Annotated in this window: 11 protein-coding genes and 1 pseudogene; 11 read left to right on the forward strand and 1 reads right to left on the reverse strand. The window is 40.6% G+C overall.

The window, feature by feature from the left end; translation table 11 throughout:
* Positions 1-45: 45 nt before the first annotated feature.
* The 11 genes from MNV_RS00420 to MNV_RS00460 all read left to right on the forward strand — a co-directional run bounded on the left by MNV_RS00420 (position 46) and on the right by MNV_RS00460 (position 10,185).
* Positions 46-807 (forward strand): PEGA domain-containing protein, encoded by a 762-nt coding sequence (locus MNV_RS00420; RefSeq protein ID WP_096203382.1) that lies wholly within the window; start codon positions 46-48, stop codon positions 805-807.
* On the forward strand, positions 804-1,541 hold the full coding sequence (locus MNV_RS00425; protein WP_256999876.1) for an ABC transporter permease: 738 nt from the start codon (positions 804-806) through the stop codon (positions 1,539-1,541). Before MNV_RS00420 ends, MNV_RS00425 begins: the two co-directional genes overlap by 4 nt.
* Positions 1,542-1,682: 141 nt before the next feature.
* A complete protein-coding gene (locus MNV_RS00430) occupies positions 1,683-2,582 on the forward strand; it encodes an ABC transporter permease (RefSeq protein ID WP_096203383.1) in 900 nt (299 codons plus the stop codon).
* A gap of 294 nt (positions 2,583-2,876) precedes the next feature.
* Positions 2,877-3,050, forward strand: a complete 174-nt coding sequence (locus MNV_RS19185; protein WP_179293709.1) for a hypothetical protein — start codon at positions 2,877-2,879, stop codon at positions 3,048-3,050.
* A gap of 108 nt (positions 3,051-3,158) precedes the next feature.
* Positions 3,159-3,338 (forward strand): hypothetical protein, encoded by a 180-nt coding sequence (locus MNV_RS18850; RefSeq protein WP_143311539.1) that lies wholly within the window; start codon positions 3,159-3,161, stop codon positions 3,336-3,338.
* A gap of 173 nt (positions 3,339-3,511) precedes the next feature.
* Positions 3,512-5,305, forward strand: coding sequence for a TolB-like translocation protein (locus MNV_RS00435; RefSeq protein WP_179293710.1), 1,794 nt, complete (start codon positions 3,512-3,514; stop codon positions 5,303-5,305).
* A complete protein-coding gene (locus MNV_RS00440) occupies positions 5,302-6,204 on the forward strand; it encodes an ABC transporter permease (RefSeq protein ID WP_096203385.1) in 903 nt (300 codons plus the stop codon). The genes MNV_RS00435 and MNV_RS00440 overlap by 4 nt, the downstream gene beginning before the upstream one ends.
* A gap of 5 nt (positions 6,205-6,209) precedes the next feature.
* Positions 6,210-7,127 carry an ABC transporter permease gene (locus tag MNV_RS00445; RefSeq protein ID WP_096203386.1) on the forward strand — a complete coding sequence of 306 codons (918 nt, stop codon included), beginning with the start codon at positions 6,210-6,212 and terminating at the stop codon, positions 7,125-7,127.
* The gene (locus tag MNV_RS00450) at positions 7,124-8,689 is read left to right on the forward strand and encodes a COG1470 family protein (protein WP_096203387.1); all 1,566 of its coding nucleotides are present in this window, start codon (positions 7,124-7,126) and stop codon (positions 8,687-8,689) included. Before MNV_RS00445 ends, MNV_RS00450 begins: the two co-directional genes overlap by 4 nt.
* A 2-nt stretch (positions 8,690-8,691) precedes the next feature.
* Positions 8,692-9,660: an ABC transporter ATP-binding protein gene (locus tag MNV_RS00455; RefSeq protein WP_096203388.1), complete on the forward strand. Its 969-nt coding sequence runs from the start codon at positions 8,692-8,694 to the stop codon at positions 9,658-9,660.
* 30 nt (positions 9,661-9,690) lie between these two features.
* Positions 9,691-10,185: a hypothetical protein gene (locus tag MNV_RS00460; RefSeq protein ID WP_096203389.1), complete on the forward strand. Its 495-nt coding sequence runs from the start codon at positions 9,691-9,693 to the stop codon at positions 10,183-10,185.
* 100 nt (positions 10,186-10,285) lie between these two features.
* Here the strand turns inward: MNV_RS00460 and MNV_RS00465 are convergent.
* Positions 10,286-11,508 (reverse strand): annotated as a pseudogene (locus MNV_RS00465) (IS256 family transposase).
* Between the last annotated feature and the right edge of the window lie 22 nt (positions 11,509-11,530).

An 11,530-nucleotide genomic window follows, 5' to 3' on the forward strand; every position in this document is an offset into this window, starting at 1 on the left:
TTAGGTTCATAGTGACTAAATGCGCCGAAATCCAAGTTATATACAATGAATCCTGATGGGACTGGGAAGGCAATGTTAGCATTAACAGGCTGGGGGGACCTGTTGCAGCAGCCAATATATGCATGGAGTCCTTCCGGTGATAAAATTATTTTTTCATCAGTCATAGATCCAGTAACAGGGAATCAAATAGATTTTGATACTTTCTGGCCAAGACGCAATTCTTATGAAGCTCATATTTTTTTAGCTAATCCAGATGGTACAGAGCCTGTACAACTTACTACTAAAGGAAAGTCCTATATAATTTATGGAGGCTGGAGTCCAGACGAAAGCAGGTTGATTGTGTCTTCTCTTGATAAGGAAATGAGAACGGATAATGTATCAATAATGAAACTAAGTGGACATGATGAAGTAATGTCAGTTTTTGCCCCTGTATTCATCGAACGAAGCAAGAAATTTGTCATTGAAGTCAAATCAATGTCAAAGCCTGTTGAAAAGGCATCAATTACCCTCAATGGCAAAGAAATTGGAGTAACCGATGAAAAAGGGAATTTAAAGTATAGCCTTGAGGAGTCTGGCAGATATCAATTAAATGCTACAAAAGAAGGTTATAGAGCCGCAATTAAAACAATTATTCTCAAAGAAAGTGAAAAAGTGCCAGAACAAAAAATCAATGAAGTTATGGAAACCGCGCTTCCAGCAAAAACTGCAAACACCCACGAAACACCTGGGTTTACTTTAATCTTATCAATAACCGGATTAATAGTATCGTTATTTTATAATTCCAAAAGACGGAAGAGAGTTTTATGAAGCGAAATATAAATAATGTTTTTGTTATAGCCCAAAAAGAATTCGCCGATAACCTGTGGAGCCCAAGATTTTGGGTATTGATATCCATATTTTTGCTCATATTATTCTCATACAGCTATAGAACAGGATTAGGTTCCAGTTTCACAGACGTTATCCAGATAATTGCAGTTTTTTCGCCTATAATAGGAATAGCTCTTGGATTTGATGCCGTAACTAAAGAGACCGAAAGCAATTCTTTGAATGTTTTATTGACCCATCCTGTATTCAGAGACAACGTAATCACCGGGAAAATTCTGGGATCAATGTCAACTCTTTTGCTTGTGGTTTTTTTATCAGTGTCTGTCTTGTTTGGTACAAACCTATTAATTTCAGGAAAACAAGCAAGCTTACTTGAGCTGAATCGATTTTTGATTTTTGCAATTTTTACTTTTATTTATTTACTCATATTCCTAGCGATAGGTATACTCACCTCTGTAATTTCAAAAAATGAAGTCGATTCATTAACATATGGAATTTCTGCGTGGCTTAATTTATGCGTGGTATTTGGAGCCACTATCATGATTATTGCTTCTATTGTAACTGGGCAGTCATTGTTTGATATGGGTAACAATCAGCAGTTCAGAGAACTCAATTTTCAGCTCCAAAAATTCTCCCCAATATATCATTATTCTGAAGTTACCTCTGGATTCTCTGATTTAAGTTGGGGGGGGGGTGGGGAAACAGGAAACTATTAAGGGTATTTTAGATACACGCTATTCATTCGGACAATGGACAAATGAATTTTGGGCTAACATTGTAGTCTTAGCTGCTGTACCTATAATTCTATTCACACTTTCATTCATTGCATTCTTGAGAAAGGATATTTAGGAGATATTATGATAAACAATACTAAAAATATAATTTCAATTGCCCAAAAAGAATTTGCAGATCACGTATCGAGTCCTAGACTTCTTATTTTTGTTGCTACATTCAGTTTAATTGTATTTGTGTTCGCATATCAAAAAGGACTAGAGGCACAGTATACGCAGCGAATTTTTTCAATAGATCCTGCATTGCGTGGTTTTGAGGGCATAGCAAGAATAATAGGTAGCTTTGCACCATTAATTGGCATAGCTTTGGGCTTTGATACCATGGTTAAAGAAATAAAATCAGGCTCTTTAAATGTTCTCTTAACTCATCCTGTTTTCAGGGATAATATAATTGTCGGAAAGCTTGCAGGATCAGCATTAGCTTTAGCCTTAGTGCTGATAATTTCAGTAATAGTCTCCATGGGGACTATGTTGATGTTATCAGGTATTCCAATAAAGGACTCGGATATTTTAAGAATTGGAATCTTTATTATATTAACTTTCTTTTATGTCCTTGTTTTTTTGGGAATAGGGGTCGTTACTTCAATTCTTGTAAAAAGTTCAAGCGACTCCTTGATTTATAATATCGCTATATGGCTTTTTAGTATATTATTTAGCTCAGTAGTCTTTGCTGGTATTTACGTATCAACTGGACAAACACCAGAGGAGAGCCTTGGATTTGCAACTGAACTGATGGGTATAGCGCCCTCACACCATTATGCTCAGCTTACAATAGGTAAAAACGATATTGGTTGGGGAGGATTCCTTGGTGGTGATTCAAAGATACAGGGCATCTTCGATACCCGCTTTACACTTTCACAGTGGTTAGGCGAGTTTTGGATGAATTTAATAGTGCTGATTGTAGTGCCAATTATCTTGCTAATTATAGCTTTCATTACATTCCTCAGGAAGGATATCAGTACTTGATACTTGAACGAATCCTCAGATTCATTGAAGTTTAAAGCAATAATCGATTAGTGGCTTGGATGACAGCAGCTTACATTCTTTTAACTTAAAATCAAATTTATACAAAAAATCATATGCAAACATTTGTCACAGAAGTTATTTAAAAAAGCAGCCTGTTTTTAGAATCATGGGGTTCAGGAACTCCAAAAAGCAACTGAACCCCAAAGTGCCCGAAGGCAAATTTAGGTTAGTACTTTCAAAGTATTAAAGACTTGCCTGGTTTTGCCTCGGAGTAATAAAAAAGGAGGTGAAAATATGGAAAAGTTGAAAAGAACTGTGTCAGCAGTAATGGCTGTGATGATAGCTCTTAATATCTTTGCCGGGCTAGCGGCTGCGACGACAATAACAGAACCCCCAGATGTAAGTAACTCTAAGTCTGGGGCGTATACTATTTACTGTCCGAACTATGCTGCATCTGATGCATACTAGGCAGATATATATACTGGATCTGATGCGGATTGGTTCAAGTGCAGTGTCAATTCAGGTGATAAAATATCACAGTTTGTAGAGTCTGGCGCGTACAACAGCTATGTGGCGATGTATGCAGAAGACCAGAATGGAAACTTCATTGAGCGGATGAGCAAGAGATACGGTAATGCTCCAGCACCTGGTACTTATAACCCTGTACAGAACCCGCCAGTATACTTCAAAGTAGTTAACGACTATCAGAACATCTACTACGGCTACCAGTACTTTATTGGTCGGAACTGGCCATAAACCAAATTTTTAAAATTTTTATTTTTTTATTTTTAAAAATCTGAAAAAAAACACGCAGCAAATATGGAAAATAAGGTAATGAGTCTATGAATGATATGAAACTCTGTAAAGGAAACCGCATGAGAAAAACCTTAATATTAAGTTTATCATTCGCGACACTACTGACAACTGTGATGGCAGCTTCAGCTATTCCTTTAGAGAGAATAAATGACTCTGCGAACATCGAAAGTATCACTTCAATTTCGGAGATAATAGACCCTCATTTTTATAGCCTTGCCAAAACCGCCAAATTAGATTTAAAACGTGGAAGTTTACTTGGCTCGTGGAGTCCTGATGGGAGCAGGCTTTTGGTAGTTTCAGCCATCAGGCGACTTGAGGATTACGGATTTACTTCAGTATATGTGCTAAATGCAGATGGAACTGAAATGAAAGAAATCATTTCAACGCTTAACAATACAAGAAGCAGTTCATTCGACATGTCTTTGGGATCCTGGAGTCCTGGCGGTAATAGAATAGTCCTCCCAGCAACTGGATTATCGATAAGAGAGTTCTTTATAATTGCCAATCCTGATGGAACAGGATTCGGGGTTATTGCTAATAATTTTACTACTATTGAATCGATCAGAGAGATAAGGAAGAAAAATTTAAATGTCAGATGGCAGCGGGATTTTAGCTGGAACCCTGATGGAACAAAGGGACTTATTGTAATGGGTTTTAATCCTGAGAAGGGCCAGCTCGATGTTGGCCAGCTCTATGTGGTGAATGAGAACGGCTTTATTTTGAAGCAGCTTACCAATGAATCCATCGAACTCGATGTGCGGAGTCCGTTGTGGAGCCACGATGGGAAAAAAATAGCTTTTAATGGGAAGAACCTGTGGGTAATAAATGAGGATGGAACAGGATTGCAGCAGCTTTCACAAGAAGGTGTACCTATTGGCTGGAGTCCTGACGACAGCAAGATATTTTACGGGGTAGGTAGGAGTGTTCGTACAATAAACGTGGATGGGACTGGTGCGATCGAAATCATAAGTAGTGATAATAGGATTATTGATGATATTTTCATTTTAAGTCCAAATGGGCAAAAGATAATATTCACTGCTTCAACAATTTATAATGATGGAAAAATAGCTTCTAAGCTCTTTGTAGCTGATTCTGATGGCGGAAATCAGAACCTGCTTTCAGAGGTTACTGGAAGAGACGTCATCAGTGCAAGCTGGAATCCGAAAGGAGACAAAATAGCGTTTATAGAAAATGGCAATCTCTATGCGATAAATCCAGATGGAAGCGGCAGGGCCACCATTGCATTAACTCCGTATAAGTATGCATGGCATCCCTCTGGCGATTATATTGCCTTTTCTTCTGCAATTGATAAAAAGACAGGGAAGGAAGTCGACCACAGCATCTTCTGGCCCAGAGAAGAGTCTTTTACAAGACAGGTGTTCATATCAAAGTCTGATGGTACAGAACGTGTGCAAATTACTTCAAATGATCAATTCAACTACGAAGTTGGCGGCTGGAGTCCAGACGGCAGTAGATTGCTTGTTCATCCATCGCCTGCCGATCTGCTCGTGATTAAGTTTAGCGGATATGATGAGGTTATGTCCCTCAACGCCCTCTCGTCGGTTCAACAGGGTGAGGAACTTGCTATCCAGGTCAAATCTATGTTAAAACCTGTTGAAAAGGCAATGATTACCCTCAGCAGCAAAGAAATAGGCGTAACCAACGAAACAGGTCATTTAAATTACAGTTTTAAGAAGCCTGGCAGATATCTGTTAAATGCTACCAAAGAGGGTTATAGAGTTACAAGTAAACCAATCACCGTTAAAGAGAGTGCTCAGCTCTCCGGACAACAAAATATTACGGCAACAGCATTACCAACAGGTGATGCACCCAAAGCGCCTAGTTTTAATTCTGTTTTTTCAGTGATCGCATTAACTGTTATAATAGTTTTAAGGAGAATTGTATGAAACAGAATATTGGAAATGTTTTTGTAATCGCTCAAAAAGAATTCGCTGATAACCTCTATAGCCCGAGGTTCAGAGTTTTGCTTTCGATGTTTACGCTGATTATATTCTCTTTTAGCGTTCAAGCGGGAAAGAACGGATTTAATATATTTGATATGGGTTTTCTTGACGTTGCCCAGATCATCGGCCTTTTCCTACCCTTAGTAGGCATTGCTCTCGGCTTTGATGCAGTTGTTAAAGAACGAAAATCGGCATCGTTAAATGTTCTCCTGACGCATCCCGTTTTTCGAGATAACATCATAGCTGGAAAAATAACAGGAGGACTGGCGACCCTTGCACTGGTGGTATTCTTATCTGTTGTTGCCTCGGTCGGAACCATGCTTGTTCTCACTGGAATCGAGATTGGTTTAATGGAATTAAGCAGAATACTTATTTTTGCGGTTATCATTTTTATTTATCTTACTGCTTTTTTGGCATTAGGGGTTCTGATATCTATATTTTCAAGCAGTTCGACTAATTCATTTATCTACGGCATTGTTGCATGGATCAGCCTAGTCATAATATTTGGAGCGATCATCTCGGTAGCAGCTTCTATTGCTACCGGGGAAATTATCTTTAAATTAAAAAGCAATGATGAGGCACTTGCGCTTAACGGCGATCTTCAAATATTTTCACCAATACATCATTATGCGGAGGTGGTGACAGGTGTTCCAGGAATAAGCGTGGGAAGTGTCAACGCTATTACTGGCAAGAAAATTAGCTCAGGGATTTTTGACACCAAACATACGATAGGGGATTGGTTTAACGATTACTGGACAAACCTCATTGCATTGATAATTATGCCAATATTACTTTTTGTTGCATCGTTTGTAGCTTTCTTGCGAAAGGATATAACATTGTGAGAATTATGGATAAGAATTTCAGAAATGTAATAACAATTGCTCAGAAAGAGTTTGCGGATAATCTCTGGAGCCCTGTATTCTTAGCATTGCTGGTCACCTTTACTCTGGTAATATTCGTCTTTAGCTACCAGCAAGGCTTGATGCAAATCTTGGCGAAAGAAGGCATTGGCAGGATGGGAGAATCAACATCAGTTCTTATGTTGGGATTAAAAGGTCTTGCTGGAATTATGACGTGGTTTGCCCCACTGATAGGCATTGCTCTGAGCTTTGATGCTGTGATAAAAGAACAGAAATCGGGTTCATTGAATGTTCTGCTTACACATCCAGTTTTTCGAGATACTGTAATTCTGGGTAAGCTCCTCGGCTCCATGCTGACGTTATTTCTTGTTCTTTTTGTCTCCTCAGCCGTATCAGTCGGAACATTGCTGTTTCTTCTCGGAGGAGCGGTGAGCACCTTGGAACTAACCAGAATAGCCCTTTACATATTATTCACTTTTCTTTATACACTGGTATTCCTTGGTATTGGCGTCATTCTATCAATCGTGGTAAAGGATGCAGCTGACTCACTCATATATAATGTTGTTATATGGCTCGGTCTGTCTATAGTTTTCACTGTGATAGTTATAGCCCTCTTCCTTCTTACAGGACAGACCTTAACAGACGGAAACGGCTGGGGAGTTATTGCAAAAATCTCCAACATATCGCCTATGCATCACTATGCTGAGGTTATCACAGGTAAGACTAATTTAGCCTGGGGAGGACCTGGAATAGAATCAAATATCAAAGGAATATTAGACACCCGCTTTACCCTTTCCCAGTGGTTCAGCGAGTTCTGGATGAACTTAACAGTGCTAATAGTAACTCCCATCATCTTGCTTATAATAGCTTTCATAGCATTTCTCAGGAAGGACATAAGTACATGAATATGGTTAAAATTCTCGGAATTATCACAATACTAACACTAATAATACCTTTAGCCAGTGCAGAGTTCTCCCAGATCACAGCAACCACAGACATAACAGGCAAGGTTGTCCGCCCCGGTGATACTGTTGAGTTCACCACAACGCTGCAAAAGGGCTACAATACAACTAAGAGTGTCTCTGTCAAGCTTTTCGTAGATAAAAAACCTGATAACTGGCTTGCCGGTTTCTATGCAGATAATAACCAGGTCAGCCAGATAACCTTCCCTGCAGACTCAACCGCTTCAAAGCAAATCATTTTAAGAGTGCGGGTGCCGGTTAATACCAGCGACGGCGCATATTTGATAAGGATAGGCTTGCAGCCATACGGCGAGGATGTGACCAACTACGAATTGGTATATCGCGAGTTTGCGGCAACCGTGGATAGAAACGCCATGCCCAATCTTGATATATATTCAGGCATCCCCGGCAGAAAAACCCACCCAGGTTCTCCAGCCAAGTTCAGTGTCTCAGTGGAGAATAAATACGACAGCAGGGCAACAGTAAAGCTCTCAGTGCTCTCAAAGCCAGACGAGTGGGGCGTTGATATGCTTTCCTCAGATGGAGCGAGGATTACAAAACTGAGCATCCCTGCTAAAGGCAAGCAGGATTTTGAGGTTGTAGCCCAGCCTCCGACCAATGCAACCGACGGGGATTATGAAGTTGTGATAGGAGCATCCATGGAAAGCGGCAGCCAGATTATCTCTTTGCCTCTGAGCATCAGCATCAATCCAGATATAGACCCAACCCAGGCGTTAAGTGCATATCTTGAAATGCGCTCAGCTATAGCAGGTCTTGAAGTACGACCTGAAAATGTTGCGGAATTTATCGTATCTCTGAAAAACAGATACGACCAGCAGATAAAGCTGAACTTAAGAGCATTGAGCAAGCCGGAAGGCTGGAATGTGGAATTTCTCCTGGATAGCGATGATGATGTAAGGTTAACCTCCCTTGAACTGCCAGCCAAAGGCGAGCAGAAGTTCAAAGTGAAAGTCAAACCTTCCCTGAATGCAAGCGACGGCATATACCCGATACTGGTGGGTGCTGTGAGCGGAGACGAGAGGAGCATATCCCAGAAACTTGAGGTCACCGTCAACAAAGGTATTGAGAAAAGTCAGATACTCAGCCTTTATCCAAGCTACAGCGAGGTAACGCTTAACCCTGGCGGTTCGACAGAGATCAGTGTAACCCTGAGGAACGGCGGTGATGAGGCTTTAAGCAATGTGCAGCTTGAGATACAGGAGGTAAGCGGCATCAGCACCCAGATCAGGAGCTTCGGGACAATAGAAAAATTGGAGGCTGGGGAATCGAGGAATATTCCTGTTGAGATCACAGCGAGAGCAGATGCAGGCTCAGGAATAAAAGAGATATTCATGCGTGCAAGGAGCGGCGATATTCAGGGCGAGGAAAAGAGCATCAAAGTGAATGTGGAAAAATCAGGATCAAGCGGTGTAGCAGGAATCGGGATGGTTGTTCTGGCTATTATTGCGCTTGTTTTTATAATACGTAAATTTGGAAGAAGATAAGTATGGATAAAGAAATCAATCAAAATGAAAACATTATAGAAACGATAAACCTTACCAAGCGTTTTGGTAAGAAAAATGAGCTTGTAGCAGTGGATTCGCTTAACCTTAGAGTTAAAAAGGGCGAGGTCTTTGGCTTTGTAGGACCTAACGGCGCAGGCAAAACCACAACAATGAAGATGCTGATAGGTCTGCTTGAGCCTACAGGCGGCTCAGGCAGGGTAGCAGGCTTTGATATTGTGAGAGAAGTCATTAAGATAAGGGAAGCAACAGGTGTTTTGCCTGAGCCTGCTGGCTATTACGATAATCTCACTGCAAGGCAGAATCTCAGGTTCTATGCCAAACTCTATGATATCGATGAAAAGACAAGAGAGAAGCGTATCGTTGACTTATTAGAATTAGTGGGTCTTAACCGTGCCATAGACCAGAGAACAGGAGGTTTCTCAACAGGCATGAGAAAACGCTTCGGTCTGGCGCAGGCATTGATTAACGAGCCGGGCGTATTGTTCCTCGATGAGCCTACCAGCGGCATCGACCCTCTGGGTGCCCAGATGATGCGTGATTTGATCAGGAAGCTGAGCAAAGAGAAAGGAGTAACCGTGTTTCTGAGCAGTCACAGCATGGCTGAGGTTGAGGAGATATGCGACAGGATAGGCGTAATTGCTCGCGGTAAGCTGCTGGCTGTAGGTACTGTAGAAGAACTCAGAAATAAGGTACGAGAAAAAGAAGGAGCAAGATATGTACTTGAAGTCCAGGACTTGCCGGTACAGAGGGTTATAGAGGGGTTGAAGGGAGTAAAAGGCGTGCGTTCTGTCGAACCAGTAAACGGTCATATCTCGTTACTGACTGATCCGGACGCACGCCTTGGAATAGCCGCGGCAGTAAAATCCATTGGTGGAACCATATCCATGTTCGAGGAAGAGAGAATGGATTTGCAGAGAGTTTTCCTGAAACTGATTGAGGCATCTGCATGATACTGTAGAATTATAAAACGACACAGAATTATGAGAAGGAAACCCGGAAACGAGATAGCGAAGGCTAAACTCGAACTCCAGGATGTGATCGAAGAGCTACTTACCAGGCACCGTCTTGACATGTTCGGGCACTATAAGTACGATCTCAGGCTCAGAATGCCAAGCCGCCTGGTTATTAATAATGCGGACAGCTATGCATCAGTCGGGCACTATTATGAACCTGATGGAGGCTTGGTGTTATTTATTAGGAAGCTTGACAGGTACATGAGAATAGGGCTGTATTATGACCTGAATGGCGACCACATGTGCGATCCCGTGCTGACTATTGAATGTATCAACAGGGTGTGGCATCCTATTGGAATTGAGCGTATTCCTGGGTATGCTGCCTTAAGCTATGCTGTGGGTTGCAAACGTGTGATGTATCCTGATAAAGTTGAAGAGTTCATGTCATTCCAGCGCATGTTTGCACAGTATATCCGGGAGCAGGAGTGGCTGAAGAACGGGGTAAGGATAAAGAGAAAATAGGTACCAGATACGTCCTTGAAGTTTAAAAAAGAAGACAACTTACTACAGAGGGAGTGTAACCTTTTTTGCTGAAACTATCCATATGAATATCCCTTCATATTTATAAATATGTATCAACCCTTTCGCCGAAATAGACCCTTAGCTGGTTCACTATAATGCCCCATTCACGCATAGGCATCGTCCATTTCTCAGATGCGTCAAACACTATCAGATACAGTATTTTGAATAGTGAATCATCCGTAGGGAATGAGCTTTTTGTTTTTGTGATTTTTCGTATCTGCCTATTGAAATTCTCTATTGCATTGGTCGTATATATTATTCGCCGTATTTCAGGAGGATATTTGAAAAATGTTGATAAATATTGCCAATTATCTCTCCAGCTCTTGATTGCATATGAATATTTATCGTCCCATTTTTCTCAAATCGATCAAGGGCAGCTAATCCTGCTTCCTCATTGGCAGCAGTGTAGATTTCCCTCATATCGGCACAGAATGCTTTTCTGTCCTTATAACTGACAAATTTAGTGCTATTCCTTATCTGATGAACTACGCATTTTTGAATCTCCGCTTTGGGAAATGTCGCTTTAATAGCATCTTCAAATCCGTTTAAACCGTCAACAGAACAAATAAGCAGATCCTTTACACCTCGATTTCTTAGATCAGCAAGAACACCCATCCAGAATTTGGATGATTCGGCTTCGCCTATCCATATTCCAAGAATATCCTTTTTTCCTTCAATCGTTACTGCGAAAACTACATAAGCAGTTTTCTTTACTATCTGGCCATCTTTATTCACGTTGAAAACAATACCATCCAGATAAATTATAGGATACAATTCATTCAACGGTCTGCTTTGCCATTCTTTCGCAATCGGTAGAATCTTATCTGTTATCCTGGTAACCATTTCAGGAGAGACTTCAAGGCCATATATTTTATTCATATGAGATCCTATGTCCCTGTTGCTCATTCCCTGAGAAAACAATGATACGATCATTCCTTCAAGATCGCTTGATATTGTTCTTTCGTGTTTTTTTACAATGATTGGTTCATGTTCACCATCGGTGTCCCTTGGGATATCAAGTTCTATCTTCCCAAATTGACTTTTTACCGTCTTTTTTGTATGACCGTTTCTTGAGTTATCGGTATTTTTATTTGTGTAGTCATATTTAGAATAACCAAGAGTGCTATTCATCTCTTCTTCTAAGGCTTCTTGAAGAACTCCTTTTATCTCGTTAATAAAAGCATCCTGGATGCTTTTACCCGTCTTTAGATGGTTTTTCCTAAGCCATGCCCTTGCTTGTTCTTGTGTAAATAATTCTGCCATTTCTCTCGACTCCTATAATATT

This window comes from Candidatus Methanoperedens nitratireducens (assembly GCF_900196725.1).
GTDB lineage: Archaea > Halobacteriota > Methanosarcinia > Methanosarcinales > Methanoperedenaceae > Methanoperedens > Methanoperedens nitroreducens_A.

Bases quoted from the DNA above. Each gene is read 5' to 3' on its own strand.
- MNV_RS00445 (WP_096203386.1), top strand. From the start codon at position 6,210: ATGGATAAGAATTTCAGAAATGTAATAACAATTGCTCAGAAAGAGTTT.
- MNV_RS18850 (WP_143311539.1), top strand. From the start codon at position 3,159: ATGTATGCAGAAGACCAGAATGGAAACTTCATTGAGCGGATGAGCAAG.
- MNV_RS00440 (WP_096203385.1), top strand. From the start codon at position 5,302: ATGAAACAGAATATTGGAAATGTTTTTGTAATCGCTCAAAAAGAATTC.
- MNV_RS00435 (WP_179293710.1), top strand. From the start codon at position 3,512: ATGGCAGCTTCAGCTATTCCTTTAGAGAGAATAAATGACTCTGCGAAC.
- MNV_RS00455 (WP_096203388.1), top strand. From the start codon at position 8,692: ATGGATAAAGAAATCAATCAAAATGAAAACATTATAGAAACGATAAAC.
- MNV_RS00450 (WP_096203387.1), top strand. From the start codon at position 7,124: ATGAATATGGTTAAAATTCTCGGAATTATCACAATACTAACACTAATA.
- MNV_RS00430 (WP_096203383.1), top strand. From the start codon at position 1,683: ATGATAAACAATACTAAAAATATAATTTCAATTGCCCAAAAAGAATTT.
- MNV_RS19185 (WP_179293709.1), top strand. From the start codon at position 2,877: ATGGAAAAGTTGAAAAGAACTGTGTCAGCAGTAATGGCTGTGATGATA.
- MNV_RS00420 (WP_096203382.1), top strand. From the start codon at position 46: ATGAATCCTGATGGGACTGGGAAGGCAATGTTAGCATTAACAGGCTGG.
- MNV_RS00460 (WP_096203389.1), top strand. From the start codon at position 9,691: ATGAGAAGGAAACCCGGAAACGAGATAGCGAAGGCTAAACTCGAACTC.
- MNV_RS00425 (WP_256999876.1), top strand. From the start codon at position 804: ATGAAGCGAAATATAAATAATGTTTTTGTTATAGCCCAAAAAGAATTC.